This window comes from Carboxydothermus islandicus (assembly GCF_001950325.1).
Taxonomy (GTDB): Bacteria; Bacillota; Z-2901; order Carboxydothermales; family Carboxydothermaceae; genus Carboxydothermus; species Carboxydothermus islandicus.
Genome location: NZ_BDJL01000118.1, coordinates 1 through 19,390, shown reverse-complemented (window position 1 = coordinate 19,390; position 19,390 = coordinate 1). Strand labels below are relative to the sequence as shown.

Here is a 19,390-nt window from a genome sequence, read left to right as displayed (position 1 = left end):
TCGCTATATTTATTCTGATTTTTTATATTTTTTATTTTCATTTGTTATATTTGCCACAAAAAAGCGGGGAACTCTCCCCCGCCACTTTCACTTTATTTTTTAATGATCACTATCCAGCCATCCAGGAAAACCAGATTCCTTATAGGTAAAGGAGTGGAGATGATAGACGGCACCATTTACCGCTGCCCTTGGAACCGGAGGCATATAATCTTCCCAGTTAAAGGCACCGGCAAATTCGCCTAAATCGTGGCAAAAGGCACAGAGGGAATTGGGCTGGTATTTTAACTCATAGGTTTGATTGTTGTGCTTAATTACTCCGTGAGGATTATGGCAGGTAGTACAGGTCATCGCACCTACATTGTAGTGCTTACTGCTTACATGTTCTCTTATCTGGGAAGTGCTGCTGTCTACAAAGCTTATGGTATCGCTGTTATAATCCATGTTTGCTAAAGTATCACTGGTATTTCCGTGGCAATTGGCTCCTGCACATTTTGCTACCTGCGCCTGGTAATTTAGCTCAGAAATACTATCCATATACGCCCCCGAAGGCGACTTAACGTGTTCACCACCGCCGGTATGACAATCCTGACAGTCTACCTTATCTCCCGTTAGCTTTGCGTGTTTAGTTTGTTGCCAGCCGGTATAGATTTTTTCGTGACATTTTTGGCAGAGGGTGTTGTCTACCCGGGTCAAGGGGAAGGAAGGATTTACAGAAGTAACACGGTCATTGCCCGGCGTACTTCCTGGAGAATTGGCCGTATACCCTTCGGAAGCAGGACCTTTACGGTGGCAGGTTTCGCAGGTCGCCATGTTGGGAGCCCGTTTTAGAGCAGAAGATCCGGCAATTTCAACTAACGGCAAGGTCCCCCAGTAACTTTTTGCTTCCGGGAACCAGTTCCCTTCTAAGGTCTTCTGCCAAAAACTTTGGCTTACGCCATGAGCATAATGGCAGGTAAGACAGGTCATGTATTTTTTACCATCCCGGAGCTCATAAGCCATATTGGAGTTTGGAAGATACTGCTCAAAATCAGCTACATTAAAACCAACCTGGTGGCGGTAGGCTTCGGTGTATTTTCCGTTTAAAAGGTCGGAAGAGCCGTTGGGTTCTGATTTCGTACTATCTTTATAGACGTTTTCGGTATTGTAGTCGGTATGGCAAGCTCCGCAGAAAGCGTTGATGCCTTTTACGTGAATGACCGTTTCGGAGTCGGGAGACTGGGAAGTTTTATCCCCATCAAGATAATTGGTAATGGTCATGGCCACTTGCAGGGCGGGATAAAAGGATGCCGTAATGTTAGCAGGATTACCCTGTAAAACTTTTATTTTCGTATACCCCTGCAAGTTACTAAGTTCATAGTCCACTCCCTCTACTTTTTCCGTACCATCAAAATAAACTTTTGTTCCCTTAAGATACGGATAACTTCTTACCCACTGGTAAGCATTTTTGGCAGTGGAATCAAAACTGTTGCCGCTACTTAATGCTACCCAGAAAGTCTCATTCCCTTCAGTAACTTTTTTAAGAGAAAAATTAGTCTTATAATTTACCAGGCTGTAAGCATTAACATTGGGGTTTAAAATCCGGGCGTTTCCGCCCAGACCGTGGGGGCTGTGGCAGGACTCACAGCCAAAGGTTATATCCCACATTTTTCCCTGCCCCTGGTCCGGTACATCATAGGTTTCATAATTTCCGGTGATATTTCCACCGGGTGCAGCAAAGATTTTTACAGCTCCGGTCACCAGGTGGTTGGAAAGAAAAGGTTCACTACCTATGCCAAACATACCGCCGTAGGTGGGTTTTCCGCTGGCACCTATTTCCCCTTCCTGCACATTATAAGTGGTGGAAATGGTGCCGTCGTGGCAGGCCATGCAGGTATCATATACCGTTCCCCACTGGAGCAGGGTTTCCCCCACTGCCGTATGGGTGGCGTGGCAGCCAGCACAGGCATCGGTATTCCGGCTATAATTGGAGTGGATGCGGTACCGGGCAGGATTGGTTTCATTGGGCAGGTAAATTTCCGCGGGGTAATAGGCTTTATCATCGGCATTAAAGTACTTGGGAGTTGGTCCGTAATCCTGGCCTACTCTTATCTGGGCAGCAAAAGCCGTCGATGTTACAACCGCCAGGATGAGTCCGAAGAAAAGAAAAAACATAAAATTTCGCAAAAAAAACTCCTCCTCTCGGGTTTTGGCACCGGGAGGTTTCCTTTTTCACCCCCTTTCACCCCCGGTGCCGGTCTTTTAGCCAAATTTTTTACCCGAGAGTATATATATTGAGAAATTTTTCAGGATATTACTTCAATCTGATAAGAATTTTTTAACAGGCAAAAAAATAGCCGGCAAAAGCCGACTTTTTTGAAATCCTTAATACTTAAAAACATGTTTTAATTCGATTTTAAGATCTTCAAAAATAGACACTTTAATTACGTCTTCACCGGTATAAATTTCCGGCCTTCCGTATCTTTTGTTTTCCTGCAGAGTAAAAACACTTACAATTTTACTTTCAGGTTCTATAAACCAGTATTCCCTTACGCCAAAATTCATTTTCCGGCCAATTTAAATAATCAGCAAAAGTATATTTCCTTTCTTTTTCCGAAAAAGTCATATTAATATCTTCCTTTAAAAAAGTTCAAGCATTAACATCCGGAGCAACCGGAACAGCTTTTGCCGCTGCAGCTTGAACCGGATGCCATTGCCCCCTCTCCATTTGAGGAAGACTTACCCATTATCATAAACCCGGTTAACCGCTGGGTTAAATTTTTGCCACCGCATTTGGGGCAGGTGACATTTTCTTTTTCGGAAATGGAGCATCTTACGGTAAAAAGTTCGCCACAATCGTTACAGCGAAAATCATACGCCGGCATATACTACACCCTCCTCAAGTATAAATTTGGGGACAGTCCCTAAAATTATACTTAAAGTATAAGAAAAAGAACCGTCCCTATTTTTGCTATTTGCGGCGGATGCGGCCGGTGCCGCCTACCACCAGGTTACCAATTAAGAGTGTGGGCTGGGCGTCGGAAACGGGAACACCCTGACCGTCTTTACCGCAGGTACCAATAGACCAGCCCAAGTCTTTACCAACGGCCAGCACATTGTTTAAAACTTCGGGACCGTTGCCGGTTAAAGTAGCTCCCCGAACCGGAACGGTGACCTGGCCGTCTTCAATCAGGTACCCTTCGGATACCTCAAAGACAAAATCTCCGGTATTGGTGTCCACCTGTCCGCCACCCATTTTTTTAACCAGTAAACCCTCTTTTACTTCCCGGATAATCTTTTCCGGGTCATCTTCACCGGGAGCAATATACGTATTGGTCATCCGGGGTATCGGCTTATGCTGATACGACTCCCTTCTCCCGTTTCCGGTAGGCTCAACGTTATCTTTTTTTGCAGTTAGCCGGTCATACATATAACCGGTTAAAATCCCCCGGTCAATGAGGACATTTTTCTTCGTTTTGTTTCCCTCATCATCGTACGGTACGGTCCCGTATTTTCCGGGGATTGTGCCATCATCCACCACAGTAATCAATGGCGAGGCCACCTTCTGGCCCTTTTTTCCGGCATAAACGCTCATTCGCTTCTGGACTATGTCCGCCTCCAGGCCGTGCCCCGAAGCTTCGTGAATCATGGTGCCGCCGGCTTCCCCGGCCATCACCACCGGCATTTCCCCCGAAGGGGCGGGCTCGGCCACAAGCATTTTAAGGGCCCGTTCTCCCGCTGCCCGGGCCGCAACATCTACCTGCTGCTCCTTAAAAGTCTCAAAACCTTTGGTAGTACCTATGGCATCGTAGCCGGTCTGAATAACCCCATCTTTTTCAGCTACCGCCTGGACCGCAAACCTCACCCGGGTTTTGTTCATCTCCACATAAGTGCCTTCGGTATTGGCAATAATTACTTTGGCTTCCAACTCCCCGTAACTCGCCTGGACCTGGCGAATCTCCGGACCGAGTCTTCGGATCTCTTCATCGGCGATTTTTAAAAGGTTAAGTTTCTCTTCCGCTGCCACTTCTCCCGGCTTAATCTGCACGTTACCGGAGGTGACTTCGGGATTCTCCAGGCTCACACTGTCCTTTAAACCATTTAAGCCCAGAGTGGCTACCCGAACGGCCTTTAAAAGAGCTTCCAGAGATAAATCATTGGTATAGGCGTAAGTTGTTCTGCCGTTATCATCTATCACCCGAATACCGGCACCCGCTTCGTAACCCTGAGATACCTTTTCTATTTTGCCATCTTCTAAGACAAGGCCAAAGTTATTTTTCTCCTCAAAATATATTTCCGCAAAGGGAGCACCTCTTTGGGCCGCTTCCCGTAATACTTCGTTTATTGTGAACTTATCCATTGTCTTTCCCCCTCATTATCTCTATTGCTGAGAAATTTTCCTTAACTAACATTATATCCTTTTTTTCCAAGAAATAAAATAAAAACCCCGCTGTAAGGCGAGGTCAGGGTTACTTTACTAAAGGTTCCTCATCGGTATTATTATTGTAAGTATCTCCGGGTACCGTTGCCCCAGAACCAGTATTATTCCCCGTCGGGTTATTATTATTATTTTCCGGGGTAGTAGCCACCGGCGGAATATACATGGGCCGAAAAGGATTATACTTCCCGGTAGATAACTTTTCGTAGTTTTGAAGGAGAATGGACCCCGCAGGGTTTTTAGCAGAGTAAATTGCCAGAGTAAAAGCTGCTTCCACATTTCCCCTTACATCCCCGGGAACCGAGGAAATAGTTAAATTTTTTATTTCCGCAAGGTCCGGAAAGTTTTCCAGAGACTCCACATACTCCAGTACCTGGGGGTAATATCCTTGAACTTTTATATCAACGGGAAATTCAAAATAATAGCTTTTGTCCACTACCGACGCCGGTTTAAACTCCAGTAGTCTTATATTTTTCTCCTTGGCCGAAGCAAGGAGTTTGGTAAAACCCGCCCCATCTTCTACGTTAAAATCAAATTCCGCTCGAATATTTTTGAGCTCCTTCTCCAGCTTCTCCTTATTTTTCACTTCAGTCGCCAGGACATTTTCAATTCCCTGCAGGCGTTCCCATTCGGCATTAACGGTATTAAGCTCGGTTTTAAGTTCCTGGTATTTTTGCCAGTTGGGCATAATGGCATAAGTATATAACAAATAAAAAATTATAAGTCCCAGAGCGATACCCACCAATATTCGTTCCCGCGGGGCAAGTTTTTCCCAGAACGGCATTTAACCATCCCCTTATTTTAAAATTGCCTTTATGGAAAAGTCGTAATTTCCCGTGTTGTTTCTTACCGTATGCACTAAAAATACCTTGGAGAAATGCGGCAAATTGTTTAAATTATAGACAAAGATTCCCGCTTCCTCCGCCTCCCGGGTAGAACCGGTTAAAGATAATTCCCTGGTGGCCGGATCATATTTTATTTCGGTAAGCCAGGTATTTTTAGGGATGTTTAAGTTAATATCCGTTAAAATAACCGTAAAAACCAATCGCTTTTGTTTTAGTTCCAAAAACGCCTCTTTTTCTTTATTTAATAACGAAATTTCATTTTTCGTTTCATTTACCTTTTGGGCGATTTTTTGCAGCTGGACAATATTGGCTTTTTTTACTTCCAAATCTTTTTCCAAATAATAAACGCGCACCATAAAACCAATAAAGGCAAAAATAATAATGGTAACTATAGCGGTAGCCCCGGCTAAAATAGCAAGTTTTTTTGTATCAATTTCAACATCCTTTTTTAATTCCGGGGGAAGGAGGTTTGCTTTATACATCTTTTTCCACCCCCCAGAGTCCCAGGCCGTAGGCTAAAGTAAAAGCCGGATCAAGCTTCTCTTCGCCCACTGGTGTAAAGGAAAAGGTTTCAATATTGAGCTGACTTTCAAAAAGTTCGGCAAAGCCTTTTAATTTGCTTCCCCCTCCGGTAATTAAAATTCGTTCCACGTTATTGCCCCGCTCCTGGGTACGGTAAAAATCTATACTGCGACGGATTTCATTGATAAGCTCGGAGGTTGCCTGGCGAATGCTGATATCAATCGTTAATTTTTCCTGATCAATTATCTGCTCATTTACCGGCAGGAGCTCACCTTTTTCTTCTTTTAATTGTTCTGCTTTGACAAAGTCAAGGTTCATATTAGCAGCAATCATCTGGGTGATAGCATTGGCTCCCCATTTAATTGAACGGACAAATTTTAAAATTCCGTCTTTAACGATAATTAACAGGGTACTACCGGCACCAATATCCACTACCGCCACCGGCACTTCCGGATTTATCCCGGAAAATACCGCCCGGTATAAGGCCAAAAAAGGAAGATCGACTACATCCAGGTTTAAGCCTGTAGAAACTACGGTATCGTAAAGATCCATAATAATTTCCCGGGGAGCGGCAGAAAGTAAAACGTTCATCTGTTTGGTTCCATCATCCGCCTCGGCATTTTCCAAAATTACCGAAGCCAAAACGCTATCTTTAACGGGAACCGGTAAATACTGTTCTGCTTCTAAGTCAAGATAAGCATTTAACTCTTTTTGGTTCATTAAGGGCACTTTGATAATGCGGGAGATAATTTTATTGCCCGGTAGAGTAGTTATAACTTTAGCATTAGTTATGCCAAATTCTTTTTTAGCAGCCAGCAAATACTTGGGAATAGAATCCTGAAACACATTTTCATGAAATTCCAATGGCATCGGATAAGTTACCGTTTTTAATAAATCCGGTTGCTTTTTATCAGCTTTGAGTAAAACCGCTTTAAAATACCGCACTCCGGCGTCAAAAGCTAAAATATACCGGCTTTTCCCCATAAATTTACCGATAAGAGTTAGCACTCTACTTCCCATCCTTTTCTAATAAACTGAGTACAGCTCTTTCCATTCTAATATTTTAATTTCACTATTTTTATTTAAAAACGGTTTTAATATATTGGTTAAATTATTATATGGGTCATAAATTAGTTTTGCTTTCACATTGTTATTATTTTCCTTTTTATTAATGTTGTTTACCAAAACAACCCCGGTAACCGTTGCTTTTCCACTATTGTCGTGGTATTCAAGACTTCCGTTTAGGGCAATTAAATTAGCGGTAATATCTATTTTCTTTTCTAACTCTATATCACCATTTATTGAAATAATAGTTAGGGTAGAATTGTTGTTCGCTCTACTATAGCTACTTTCAATCTCAATTGTATTGGGAGAGATAATTAGATAATTTCCGTTGTATTGATAAGAAGAGTTATTATCTATTTCTACCACTTCCTTAGGGTTAGGTGGAATAAGATAGATAATTTTTCCGCTATAGCTAGGGGATAAGCTGAACTTATTATTATTTAAAATATAAACTTCGGGCAATGATCTAAGATAACTATCGTCAAAATTTAAGTTTAATGTTGAAAATAAATTAGCAATTTTTTCCGTAGGAATATTAAGGCCATTGGTATTAACGGAATTGGTGTAATAAATTTTAGTAATCGTAATGGAACTATTGCCTTGTCCCCTTAAAACTGTAACGTTTTGACCATAAACAGCGCCAGCAATATCATCTGCCTCTAACACAATTTCTCCAGGAACTACAAGATTCCCACTAACTTCGGCTTTTTTGTTAAAATTTAGATTAGGTGTATTATTGTTTAAGAATAAAGTAAAATTGTTGAGGTTTAAATTTTGCGCTGTCCCTAAACTTACCGCTACCTTTGCCTGGACAGTCTTTTTCGCCCCATTGGCAGCTACGCCCTTACTTTCTAACAATATAGTATATACACTTCCACTCACCGAACTGATTTGGGAAGTTACTTGCTCAATTTTACCATTACCTACGGGCAAATTACTAAATTCATCTAAGGTTAAATTTTGCCTTAAAAACTTTTGTGGATCTTTTTCTAAGGCATATACCGCCAGCTCCAGTCCGGCCTCGGCATAATAGTAGGCTTGTTCCTTTCCTAAATTTACATTAGAAATACTTTTTTCGTTTAAAGATAAGTTAAACAATCCGGTAGCTAAAATAGCAAAAATAATACCAATAACTAAAACCGTTAATAAAATATAACCTTTATCATCTTTTAACAAAATTTCACCACCTATCTCTTTAACCTAGTTACCACCGAAGTGGAAAGGGTAGCAGAAGGTTTATTAATTAAACTAAGATTAAGTTTTAAGTTATAAATTTTGTTGGTAACCGCATCATAGCCTAAATAATACACGGCAAAATTGACATCGCTTATCAGAGGGTCTGTTGTTTGATTGTTATTCGGATAGTAAACCTTGCGGTATAAAGTTTTATTAAGAGAGTTTAAATAGTAATAAACCCGATAGGTATCGTTGTTTACGGTATTTATTAAATAAACCTGGGTATAAGCAGTGCCTGGTGACGGAGGGTTCACATACGGATTATATACTGCCGTGGCTGTTCGAATTTCCCTGGCCATCCGATCCATAGCAAAGCGCAGCTGTTCCTGGTAATCAATGGCTTTTTGACCCTTAAACCACAGGTTATAGGTAAAGACAAATAAATTAAAAACAACCAGCAGAATTATACTGCCTATAACTAAAACCACCAGCAGCTCTACTAACGTAAAACCCTTATCTTTCATAAAATCACCTGTTTCGCGGGGTGAAAACCGTTGTTAAAACTACCGTCTTCTCTCCCGTACCGGTTGGGTAATAAACGGTTACCGCCACTTCTTTATAGGGCAGGGCAAAATTCAGATTAGTGGATTTATTTGCTACACTTACGCTATATTTAAAACCTTCCGGAGTTACTCCGGAAGCATTGTTTATCTGGTCGTAACTTTTAAGGCGTAGCTCTTCAATTATTTCCCGGGCCGCATTTAAGGCTTTCGTTTGGTTGCCAGCCGCATTATAAGAAAAACTACTGACCGTTAATAGATTTAATAAAGGAATTAAAATAAGCAATAAAAGCAGTACGGCAACCATTGTTTCCACTAAACTAAATCCCTTTTCCTTCATCCTCCCACCGCCTAATAAAAAGAAGTAATCCAAATCCTGTCGGTTCTGGGAGTAGTATAAACCCGAACCTTTACGCCATAACTATTAGCCATTTCTACCGAAAACGCCCGGCTGCTTCCTTTGTAGTCAATGGTAACTGGGTCCACCGGTACAGCAATAAATTTTAAACGAGGAGATAAAACATACAGTTTATTAGAATTATAATTTTCCGAAATTAAGTAGCTATTATTACCCTGAAAAAAGTACAAAGTAAAAGCTTTTTCCTGCGCTGAAGCCAATTCTTTAGTTTGACGTAAATTTTGGGCTAAAGCATAAGCTTCATTGGCCAATGTGAACTTTGCTAAAGTATAATCTAAGCAAATTGCTGCCGTTAAAAAAGTTATACCGGCTATAGTTATTACCACAATGAGCTCGATTAAAGTAAAGCCTTTTTCGGTTACAGGAAAAATATTTTTAAATACCATTTTATAATTTTTTCTCCCCAGAAAACGGTAATAAATGCTGCCCCTATCAAAAACGGTCCAAAAGGTACCATGTCACCGCGAGCCTTTTTTTTCGTCAAAAGCAAAATTATACCAGTAATACCGCCAAAGAAAAACGCTAAAAATAGCGTCTCTAAAATAAGGGGGAAACCTAAAAACGCTCCGAGACCTGCAGCAAGCTTAATATCCCCTCCGCCCATCCCTCCCCGGAAAATAAGAGCCAGGAGGAGCAGTAAGCCAAAACCGGTAATAACACCAAAAATTAAGCTTTTCCACGAAAGCTCCTGGGTAATTAGGTTTATTATAACTCCTGTCAGAAATAATGGGTAAGTTAGCTTATCCGGCAGGAGATAGTTTTCCAGGTCAATAAAAAATAGGGGAATAAGGAAAATAAAAAAAAGTAGATATTTTAGAGCTATAGTGGTTAAGCCAAATTTCAAGTACACTAAGCTAAAGATAAAAGCGGTAATTAATTCCACCAAAGGGTATTTAAAAGATATCATCCCTCCACAATATGCACAGCGGCCTTTTAAATACAGATAGCTTAATATCGGAATTAAATGCTGGGGTTTTAACCGCTGTCCGCAGTTTGGACAGGTCGATGGAGGATACAGCATTGATTGCCCTCTAGGAAGTCGGTAAATAACTACGTTTAAAAAGCTGCCAATTAACAGGCCAAAAAGAAAGATTACTATAACTTCCACTGCTTCACCTCAAAAAAATGGATAGGAGGGCGGGACAACCCCGCCCGGCTTATTTACTGTGTAATAGTATAGGCACTTTGACTCAAGTTGATTATATCTTTACCCGAAAACACTCCATAAACATTGGCTATTACGTCATCATTACCTCCAGCAACACCGTTTGTTCCATATGAATAAACAATAAACAAAGCTGAAGCTCCAGTGCTACCATTAGTAGAATACTTATAATCTTTCCCCCAAGGATCAACTAAAGGAGAAGTGAAACCGTTATCACTTAAAAAGGAATTAAAATCAGAATCCGCTGGCAATGAATTGTTTTCACTCTTATATACGACTAATGCCGAACGAATTTGGGCAAGTTCCGCCTTAGCCCGACCTACTTTAGCTTTATCCGCCTGCTTATAAAAATTGGGTAAGGCAATTGCCGCTAAGATTCCGATAATTATTACTACAACCATAAGTTCGACTAAGGTAAAACCTTTTTCATTAAATTTTTTTGAGGCTACCATAACATATTATCCCCTTTTACTCAGTTTTTTTAAAACAAAGTATTTTTGCGCTATTCACCTAATCGCCATAAATTTGATGTGGAAGACGTATCTGTTGCATTTTGCCTATCAAAAACCCCATAAACGTTAGCAATAATATCATCGTTTCCTCCTACTTGTTTATTTGGACCATAAGAAATTACTAAAAATGCAGCATTAGAACCAATTAAATCCAAATACGCATAATTATATGGAGATCCCCAAGGATCAGTTAAATTTGCAGAAAAGCCATTTTCAGTAAGTAAAGAGCTAAAATTATTATTATCTGGAACAGCATTCTTCTCACTCTTATAAGTAATTAAAATACTCCTCATCTGAGCTAATTCGGACTTTGCTCTCCCCACTTTCGCTTTATCCGCCTGCTTGTAGAAGTTCGGCAGAGCAATAGCGGCCAGGATACCGATGATGATAACCACCACCATCAGTTCCACCAGAGTAAAACCTTTCTGGTTCTTAAGGGCTTGTCTTATTTTCATCCCTTTTCACCTCCTCTCCGTCAAAAGTTATGGAACCTTTTCGTTAAGTACCATTTATTTCTACCCCTGTAAGGGGTAGAAACTATTTTACAGCGTTTACCATGTTAAACATCGGCAGCATGATGGAAACAATAATTAAACCAACAATGCCACCCATAAATAAAATCAAAACCGGTTCAATTATCGACGAAAGCCTGCCCACCGCTGCATCCACTTCCGCTTCATAGAAGTCAGCAGCTTTGGTCAGCATCGCATCAAGCTGTCCGGTTTCTTCCCCTACCAGCATCATCTGCGTTAGTAGCGGCGGAAACCAGGGACTCAGCGCCAAAAAACCTGCTAAACTCTCCCCTTCCCTAACCCTGTCTTCTGCTAACTCCAGTACTTTTTGTAGTTCCACATTGCCTAAAGTTTTCTGCACCACCCTTAAAGACTGAAGCATGGGCACTCCACCCTGGACTAAGGTAGCCATGGTCCGGGAAAAGCGGGCAATAATCCCTTTTAACACTAAATTGCCAATAAGGGGTATTTTAAGGGATAATAGATCCCGGATTTTTCGTCCCGGAGGGGTCGAAAACCAGTAAAGAAGTCCTACAATAATTGCACCTAAAGTGAGAAAAATAGCTGCCGCATGCCGGGAGAAAAAGTTTGTTACCTTTATGACCATCTGAGTAATCAGGGGAAGTTCGATATTAGCCTGCAACAATATCCCTGTAAACTGCGGAAGTACATAGGTAACAAGAACCAGGACAGCAGCAATGGCAGCAAATAAAACCACCATGGGGTAAGTCATCGCCGAGCGGATTTTTTCGTTTAACTGAGCTTCCTTTTCGTAATGGATGGAGAGGCGTTCCAAAACGTTGTCAAGAACACCGCCTACTTCGCCCACTTCCACCATGCTGCACATGAGTTCGGGAAAGATTTTCTCCTCCCTTAAGCTTTCGGAAAGGGTATTACCGGTACGAAGCTTTTCTTCAATTCTAATGAGGCTTTTTTTTAAAGCTCTATTTTCTACCTGGCGGGACAGGACATTGACCGCCGTCAAAAGGGGAACACCCGCCGCTATCATTGCCCCCAGTTGTTTGGCCATTAAGGCTAAATCCTTGGCTTTTAACTTTCGTTGAAAGCTAAAGGAAAATCCGGAATTTACCCCTCCATCACTTTTTCTCAATTCCAGGACAAAAAAGCGTTTTTCCCGGAGGAGGTTTCTTGCCCCTATTTCCGATTCCGCTTCCACCAAGCCGCTAACCACTCGTCCCGAAAGGTCTTTAGCTTTGTACCGGTACTGGGGCATAACTCTCGTTCCTTTCTTTATAAACCTCAAAATTATTCCTTTTATTTATATTTTAATATATTGTAATATTTTTCGACAAAAAATTTTCCCAAATTTAATATAACATGCGGGCCAAGCTTTCAGGATCATGGGCCCGGGATATCGCTTCTTCATAAGAAATAAGCCGGTTTTGATAAAGTTTTGCTAATGCCATATCCAAAGTCTGCATTCCGTATTTCGCCCCGGTTTGAATCTGGGCAGGAATCTGGTGGGTTTTACCCTCCCGGATAAGGTTTCTTATAGCCGGCGTTGCCACCATGACCTCCACCGCCACTACCCGTCCTTTACCATCCATCCGGGGAATTAACTGCTGGGCAACTATCCCCTGAATGGTAGTGGAAAGCTGGACGCGGATTTGCTGCTGCTGGGATGGTGGGAAAACGTCTATAATCCGGTCAATGGTTTCCGCAGCGCTGGAAGTGTGCAGGGTCGCAAAAACCAGGTGTCCCGTCTCTGCCGCCGTAATTGCGATAGAAATAGTTTCCAGGTCCCGCATCTCACCTACAAGGATTACGTCCGGGTCTTCCCGCATGGCAGCCCGCAAAGCCCTGGCAAAGCTTTCGGTGTCACTGCCTATTTCCCGCTGGTTTACCACACTTTTTTTATGGGTATGGAGGTATTCTATGGGATCTTCCAGGGTTATGATATGACAGGCTCGCTCGCTATTGATTAAATCAATCATTGAAGCCAGGGTGGTTGATTTACCGCTACCGGTAGGACCGGTCACTAAGACAATCCCCCGATTTTTCCGGGATAGATCGGCAATAACTTCCGGAAGGCCCAACTCTTTAAAGGACAATATTTTCGAATTAATATGCCGGAGAACTAAAGCTACCGCTCCTCGCTGGCGAAAGACGTTAACCCGAAAACGGCCAACATCCGGCAGAGAGTAAGCAAAATCCAGTTCACCGGTTTTTGCAAATTTTTCCCACTGCTCGGAGGACATAATCGTCCGGGCCATGGTTTCGGTATCGCTCATGGTTAAAAGCCTTGTCAAGCTTTGCGGTATCCCCGGATTTTCCCGGACAAGTTCCGTAAGCGGCCGGATATGGCCGTGAATCCGGTAAGCCGGCGGAAAGTTTACCGTTAAATGCAAGTCCGACGCTTTAAACTCCACCATTAAACGTAAAAGGTCATTAATCACAGAACTTCACCTGCCACTTTTTTAATTAACGGTGCTGGCTACTCTAATAATTTCTTCCGGTGAAGTAATCCCTGAAAGCACCTTTTCTCTCCCATCTTCAAGCATTAAAACCATACCTTCCTCAATCGCAGTTTTTAGCATCTCGTCATAGGAACCTTTATTAACAACCAAATTCCGAATTTTTTTGGAATTTATTAAAACCTCATGAATCCCCAGCCGGCCTTTGTAACCGGTATTTTCACACACCGGACAACCCACCGGCCGGTAAACGGTCACCGGCTCGCCCTGACCGAGATTTAAAGCATGGTAAGCAGGGTCATCGGGGCCAATCTCTACCGGTACCTTGCAATCGGGGCAAAGCCTTCTAACCAAACGCTGGGCTACCACTCCCAACAGGGACGCCGCCACCATATAGGGCTCTATTCCCATTTCTACCAGGCGTCCTACCGTTGATACCGCATCGTTGGTGTGGATGGTAGAAAGAACCAGGTGACCGGTATTGGCAGCTTTGACCCCAATCTCGGCGGTTTCCCGGTCCCGGATTTCCCCCACCATGATAATATCCGGGTCAAGACGCAGGATAGAGCGCAAGCCCACCGCAAAGGTCAGCCCCGCTTTGGGATTTACCTGGATTTGGGTAACCCCGGGCATCACGTATTCCACCGGGTCTTCAATGGTTATGATATTTTTCGCCGGGTCGTGAATTTGGTTTAAAGCAGCATACAAAGTGGTGGTTTTTCCGCTTCCGGTAGGGCCGGCAATTAAAATCATGCCGTAGGGCTGAGAAAGGATTTTATTAAATCTTTCGCTGTTCTTACCGGAAAGTCCCAGTCGATCTAAAGTTAAAAGGGCATTTTCCTGATCCAGAAGTCTTATGACCACCTTTTCCCCAAATAACGTCGGAGTTGTTGCCACCCGCATGTCCACCTGGCGTTTGGCCACTTTTATTTTAATCCGCCCATCCTGGGGAAGCCGCTTTTCGGTAATGTTCATATTGGCCATTATTTTTATCCTTGAAGTAAGGGAACTTCTAATCGCCCGGGGCAAGGTCATAATTTCTCTTAAGAAACCATCTATCCTGAAGCGTACTCTTACCATATTTTCAAAAGGTTCAATATGGACGTCGGATGCCCTCTGGTTTACCGCTTGCAGCAGGAGGGAATTCACCAGCCGCACCACCGGCGCTTCATCAACCAGAACTTCTTCTGTCTCTTCATTTTTTAATACTTCCGGCTCTTCGCCCACTTTTTCTATATCCTTAATCGTTTCGTTTAAATCTATTGCTCCAAAAAAGCGGTTAATAACGGCATCAATTTCTTTTTCCGAAGCAATGACCGGGATAATATCCAGGTTGGTGGCAAGCCTTAAGTCGTCAATGGCAACAACATTTAAAGGGTCAACCATCGCAACGGTTAAGCGGTTGCCCTCGCGCTTTAAGGGTATTACCTTGTGCCTTTTAATTAGCGACTCGGGTACACTTTTTATTAAGGCCGGATCCAACGAATAATTATATAAAGCAACCTGGGGAATTCCGAGCTGAAACTCTAAAACCCCCATGATGTCCTGTTCCGAGACATAGCCAAGTTTAATCAAAGCTTGTCCCAAGCGTTCTCCCGTTCTTTTCTGATACTCCAGAGCTTTCTGTAATTGTTCTTCGGTAATAAGCCCATTTTCAACTAAAAAATCACCTAAACGCTTTATTTTTTTGCCATCTTTCGCTTCACTCATCTTAAATCCGCACTCCCAACGGATTTTACCGTAATAGTTCGTCAAAAAAACCGAAAATCCTCTATGAAAAATTCAAGGTTAACCAGTTACTTAACCATTCTCTCTTTATTTCCACATTTTCCGGATATTCTCCTATTTTCTTTAAAAGCATAAAAGCGATATCTTCCCGATTTTTTTTATCTTTATCCATAAAAACAAGTAAACCGTCGGGATTTAAAGATAGTTTTAAGTAAGCATAATTTTTCTCGATAAATTCCCGGATTTTTTCCCATTCATCTTCTCTTAAATACCCTAAATCCTTAGAAAGCTTTGCTTCCCATAATATTCCCAGAGCTACCGCTTCACCGTGAAGAATACCGGAAAACCCATGCACCCCTTCTATCGCATGGCCTATGGTGTGGCCCAAGTTTAATACCGCCCGTAATCCTTCTTCCCGTTCATCGAGGGATACAACCTTTGCTTTTATTTTTACTGCCGCCTTAATAATCCTTTGCCAATCCCTCGGACGGAGCTTATTCAGGTTTACACCGGAAAGCCATTCGGCAAGGCTTTCTTCCGCAATTAAAAACGCTTTATAAACTTCCGCCAGGCCCGCCAGCACTTCTCTTCGGGGAAGGCTTTTAAGGTAGATTGTATCAATAAAAACCATTTTGGGCTGGTAAAAGGCCCCTACCAGGTTTTTCCCCTGAGGAAGGTTAATCCCCACTTTTCCTCCTACACTGCTATCTACCATAGAAAGAAGAGTTGTCGGTATCTGAACGAAATTAATACCCCTTAAGTAAGTAGCGGCAAAAAATCCCGTGGCATCACCTACCACTCCTCCCCCAAAGGCCATAACGGTATCATGGCGACGCAGTCCAAACTCTATGGCTTTATCGTAAAGCTGTAAAATATATTCCATAGATTTTGCAACTTCTCCCTGGGGGAGAAAAAAAACGTCGGTTTTAAAACCTTCCTTTGTTAAACTTTCTTCTAAAGTTTTGCCGTATAAACCAAAGATATTTTCCTGGGAAACAATTAAAATCTTTTTCCCGCTAACTTTTTCTTTTAAAAACTCACCGGCTTTTAACGCCACTTTTTCGCCAAAATATACCGGATAACCATTTTCAGCCAGATTAATATAAAGTTTCCGGGGAAAGCGTAAACCATCAATAGTCAGGGTTTTTAGGATCGCGTCAGCAACCTCGCTTGAGCCTTTACCTTCGGTATTAATTGCGATATCGGAAACTTCCCGGTAAAATTTATCCCGGCGACGATAAAGCTCCCAAAGCTTTTCTAGAGGATCTCCGTGGTTAAGTATTGGTCTACTTTCTAAATCAATAAAACGCCGGATTATAACTTCCGGGGACGCCTTTAAATAAACCACCAAGCCAAGATTTTTTAACTTTTTTCGCGCATCCATTCGTTCCACCGTTCCCCCACCGGTGGCAATCACCGCATTTTGCAATTTAAAAAGTTCCTGCAGTTTCTTTACTTCCAAGCGGCGAAAGTACCGCTCACCATAGCGGGCAAAAATTTCTTTAATGGTAAGCCCGGTCTCTTTTTCAATCTCCCGGTCAAGATCTACAAACTCTTTTTTAAGTTTTCTTGCTAAAATCCTACCGGTATGGGTTTTCCCTGCTCCAGGAAGTCCTACCAGGATAATGTTCATCTTTAAAACCCTTTCCTACAAAAATATATAAAAAAGCCGGAAGTTGCTCCCCAAATCCTGCCAATTACCGCCTTCACAGCAACATCCGGCAAATTAACATCTTTAATTCATTATATGCCTTTTTTACCCTGAATTCAACAACTTTTGCATAAAAAAAGAGGGGAATTGCTAACCCTGCTAACTACCGTATCCACAGCAATTTCCCCTCAAAAAATTTTATCATCACTTTTTATTATAACCAAAAAAAGCATATTTGCAATAGAATATTTTATTTTTCTCATAAGTTACGAATTTTATATTTTTTTAGGTATAGCGAAAAGTTATAACACCACTTTTTTGTTTTTTTGCCCTTCAACATTATAGAAAAACCCACCGTTTTGTATAACTAAATCTTATGAAAAAGAAGGAATTTAAAAACTTATGCCGAAAAAAGTTATATAAAAGGTTTGTGAATTTTAAGACTTATTTGGCTTTTAAACAAGGGGAGGGTATACTTTGTGAATTTAAACCAGTTAGAAGCTTTTTGCAATATCGTGGAGCAGGGCAGCATCTCCAAAGCTGCAAAGTTAATGCATCTATCCCAACCTGCCCTTTCCACGCAAATTGCCGCGTTGGAAAACCAGCTGCAGGTTAAACTAATGGAGCGGACAAACCGCGGGATTGAATTAACCGAAGCTGGAGAAACTCTACTTTACTACGCCAAGCGAATCTGTAATTTAGTTAAAAATTTAAACGAAGAAATTGAGCGTTTAAAAAACCTGGAAGAAGAAGAATTATCAATTGGAGCAGCCTCCACCATTGGGGGTTATGCTTTACCCTGTAGCATTTACATCTTCCAGGAAAAGTACGAATCCGCCCGTATTAAGCTAACTATTATGAATACCGAAAAAGTTATCGAAGCCCTGTTAGACCGGCAAATTGATATAGGTTTAGTAGAAAGTAACATTGAAAGTAACGAATTTATCTCTTCTCATTTAACTTACGATGAGCTTGTCTTAGTAGTCCCCAATAATAGTTCATATAAGAGCAAAGAAATTATTACCATTGACGAACTAAGAACTCTCCCCTTTATTATTCGCGAAAAAGGCTCGGGTATTAGGCACACTATCGAAAAAGCTCTGGCGGAAAAAGGACTTAATATTTCCGATTTAAACATCGTAATGGAAGTAAACAGCATCGATGCCATCAAAGTAGCGGTGGAATCGGGAAAAGGTGTATCGCTGCTCCCGCGGTTTGCGGTAAAAAAAGAACTTCGAACCGGAAGTCTAAAATCCATCAAAGTTAAAGATATATCCCTGCTTCATCCTTTTGTAGCCATTACTTTAAAAAATAAAAAACGTTCCCTTTTGGAGAAAAAGTTTTTAGCTTTTATTAATTCTCCCAAAGAACGAGGATTCTGTTAAAAAAGGGCTGAAAGCGCTGCTTTCAGCCCTTTTACCTTAACTTAAAGGTTTGGCATCGGAAATGTACCACCTATTGTTGACCTTTTTTAAAGTAATATCGTATTTAAGAGGTTTTGCCACTAAAGAATCCAATTTTTTCTCGGGATATTTTATGGTAAAGAAATCACCGGTAACTTCACACTCCACTAAAAGTTTTGCCATATCCTCCTTTTGTTCTTTAATTTCAATTTTTTTATAATCAACTTTATATAGCACAAATTTGGTATCATTTTTTCTTAAATATTCCAAGTATTTTAAAGCACGGGATAGCTGGGGCTCAACATATACTTCCCGGGCTAATTGTTCTGACTTTTTCTTATCAGCAACTACTTCCTGGCTTTTAAAATCTTTTAAATCAAGCTCCTTATATATTTTTACAAGCTTACTTTCACCCTTTAAACCACAACCCTGAGTAAAAGCTATCGTTAACACAATCACTACAAAAAGAGCAACTACTTTATTAAGCCCTCTCATCTTACCCCATCCCTCCAAAAGCCACTTTATCGGCAACGCTAATAAATATTCGAGCTATCTTAATTTTTTCCTGCTTTAAGATAATAATATTTTAATCCTCTGGTTCCCAAAAAAGCCCCCACCAGTAAAGCCGCAAAAAATAACCAACCGTGCAGGGAGAAAGAAGCTATCCCTCCGATAAAAGCTCCTACAGAACAGCCAAAGGAAAAACGGGCACCTATGCCCATTAAAAAACCACCAAAAATGCTCCCCCAGAACTGGATTGGTTTTCGAATTTTGCGAATTCGAAATTCACCTGAGATTGAAGATGCTAAAAAGCCGCCGGCGATAACCCCAAAATTAACAAAGTTAAAAACAAGGGCCCAAAAACCATTTTCGTAAATTTGCCGGTGGCCCAATAAACCAAGAAATTTCCAGCTTTCAATGTTTATTCCAAGACTTTTTAAGATCCATAAACCCCAGAAGGAAAAGATGGTATTAACCCGCCAC

General features: G+C 41.5%; 20 protein-coding genes and 1 pseudogene. 1 reads left to right on the top strand and 20 read right to left on the bottom strand.

The window, feature by feature from the left end; all coding sequences use genetic code 11:
• Positions 1-99: 99 nt before the first annotated feature.
• From ciss_RS09845 to aroB, 18 genes and pseudogenes are all read right to left on the bottom strand, one after another.
• A complete protein-coding gene (locus ciss_RS09845; protein WP_075866138.1) occupies positions 100-2,163 on the bottom strand; it encodes a cytochrome c3 family protein in 2,064 nt (687 codons plus the stop codon).
• A 198-nt stretch (positions 2,164-2,361) separates the two neighbouring features.
• Positions 2,362-2,532 (bottom strand): annotated as a pseudogene (locus ciss_RS09840) (Uma2 family endonuclease); the annotation flags it as partial.
• A 101-nt stretch (positions 2,533-2,633) separates the two neighbouring features.
• Positions 2,634-2,861: an FmdB family zinc ribbon protein gene (locus ciss_RS09835; RefSeq protein ID WP_041537625.1), complete on the bottom strand. Its 228-nt coding sequence runs from the start codon at positions 2,859-2,861 to the stop codon at positions 2,634-2,636.
• A gap of 86 nt (positions 2,862-2,947) precedes the next feature.
• Entirely contained in the window at positions 2,948-4,336 is a 1,389-nt protein-coding gene (locus tag ciss_RS09830; RefSeq protein ID WP_075866137.1) for a TldD/PmbA family protein, read from the bottom strand.
• Positions 4,337-4,445: 109 nt separating this feature from the next.
• Positions 4,446-5,198 (bottom strand): type IV pilus inner membrane component PilO, encoded by a 753-nt coding sequence (locus ciss_RS09825; protein ID WP_075866136.1) that lies wholly within the window; start codon positions 5,196-5,198, stop codon positions 4,446-4,448.
• 12 nt (positions 5,199-5,210) lie between these two features.
• The gene (locus ciss_RS09820; protein ID WP_075866135.1) at positions 5,211-5,741 is read right to left on the bottom strand and encodes a PilN domain-containing protein; all 531 of its coding nucleotides are present in this window, start codon (positions 5,739-5,741) and stop codon (positions 5,211-5,213) included.
• Complete coding sequence (pilM, locus tag ciss_RS09815; RefSeq protein ID WP_075866134.1) at positions 5,734-6,789, bottom strand: type IV pilus assembly protein PilM; 1,056 nt, start codon at positions 6,787-6,789, stop codon at positions 5,734-5,736. The genes ciss_RS09820 and pilM overlap by 8 nt, the downstream gene beginning before the upstream one ends.
• Positions 6,790-6,807: 18 nt before the next feature.
• Positions 6,808-8,022 (bottom strand): hypothetical protein, encoded by a 1,215-nt coding sequence (locus ciss_RS09810; protein ID WP_075866133.1) that lies wholly within the window; start codon positions 8,020-8,022, stop codon positions 6,808-6,810.
• Positions 8,023-8,033: 11 nt separating this feature from the next.
• Positions 8,034-8,546, bottom strand: coding sequence for a PilW family protein (locus ciss_RS09805; protein WP_075866132.1), 513 nt, complete (start codon positions 8,544-8,546; stop codon positions 8,034-8,036).
• A 4-nt stretch (positions 8,547-8,550) separates the two neighbouring features.
• Positions 8,551-8,922: a type IV pilus modification PilV family protein gene (locus tag ciss_RS09800; protein ID WP_075866131.1), complete on the bottom strand. Its 372-nt coding sequence runs from the start codon at positions 8,920-8,922 to the stop codon at positions 8,551-8,553.
• Positions 8,923-8,933: 11 nt separating this feature from the next.
• The gene (locus ciss_RS09795) at positions 8,934-9,386 is read right to left on the bottom strand and encodes a pilus assembly FimT family protein (protein ID WP_075866130.1); all 453 of its coding nucleotides are present in this window, start codon (positions 9,384-9,386) and stop codon (positions 8,934-8,936) included.
• Complete coding sequence (locus ciss_RS09790) at positions 9,359-10,108, bottom strand: prepilin peptidase (RefSeq protein ID WP_075866129.1); 750 nt, start codon at positions 10,106-10,108, stop codon at positions 9,359-9,361. Before ciss_RS09790 ends, ciss_RS09795 begins: the two co-directional genes overlap by 28 nt.
• Before the next feature lie 53 nt (positions 10,109-10,161).
• A complete protein-coding gene (locus tag ciss_RS09785) occupies positions 10,162-10,617 on the bottom strand; it encodes a type II secretion system protein GspG (RefSeq protein ID WP_075866128.1) in 456 nt (151 codons plus the stop codon).
• 50 nt (positions 10,618-10,667) lie between these two features.
• On the bottom strand, positions 10,668-11,132 hold the full coding sequence (locus ciss_RS09780; protein WP_075866127.1) for a prepilin-type N-terminal cleavage/methylation domain-containing protein: 465 nt from the start codon (positions 11,130-11,132) through the stop codon (positions 10,668-10,670).
• Positions 11,133-11,214: 82 nt separating this feature from the next.
• Positions 11,215-12,423, bottom strand: coding sequence for a type II secretion system F family protein (locus ciss_RS09775; protein ID WP_075866126.1), 1,209 nt, complete (start codon positions 12,421-12,423; stop codon positions 11,215-11,217).
• A 94-nt stretch (positions 12,424-12,517) separates the two neighbouring features.
• Complete coding sequence (locus ciss_RS09770; RefSeq protein WP_075866125.1) at positions 12,518-13,606, bottom strand: type IV pilus twitching motility protein PilT; 1,089 nt, start codon at positions 13,604-13,606, stop codon at positions 12,518-12,520.
• Positions 13,607-13,627: 21 nt separating this feature from the next.
• Positions 13,628-15,334: a GspE/PulE family protein gene (locus ciss_RS09765; protein WP_075866124.1), complete on the bottom strand. Its 1,707-nt coding sequence runs from the start codon at positions 15,332-15,334 to the stop codon at positions 13,628-13,630.
• A 61-nt stretch (positions 15,335-15,395) separates the two neighbouring features.
• The gene (gene aroB / locus ciss_RS09760) at positions 15,396-16,985 is read right to left on the bottom strand and encodes a 3-dehydroquinate synthase (protein ID WP_075866123.1); all 1,590 of its coding nucleotides are present in this window, start codon (positions 16,983-16,985) and stop codon (positions 15,396-15,398) included.
• 497 nt (positions 16,986-17,482) lie between these two features.
• On the opposite strand from aroB, the gene ciss_RS09750 reads away from it, so the two are divergent.
• Positions 17,483-18,388, top strand: a complete 906-nt coding sequence (locus ciss_RS09750; protein WP_075866121.1) for a selenium metabolism-associated LysR family transcriptional regulator — start codon at positions 17,483-17,485, stop codon at positions 18,386-18,388.
• Between the two features lie 36 nt (positions 18,389-18,424).
• Here the strand turns inward: ciss_RS09750 and ciss_RS09745 are convergent, their stop codons facing one another.
• Together ciss_RS09745 and ciss_RS09740 are read right to left on the bottom strand one after the other, a co-directional pair.
• Entirely contained in the window at positions 18,425-18,901 is a 477-nt protein-coding gene (locus ciss_RS09745; RefSeq protein ID WP_075866120.1) for a hypothetical protein, read from the bottom strand.
• A gap of 59 nt (positions 18,902-18,960) precedes the next feature.
• Positions 18,961-19,390: YeeE/YedE thiosulfate transporter family protein (locus tag ciss_RS09740; RefSeq protein WP_075866119.1), on the bottom strand; the 430-nt coding region annotated here is incomplete at its 5' end.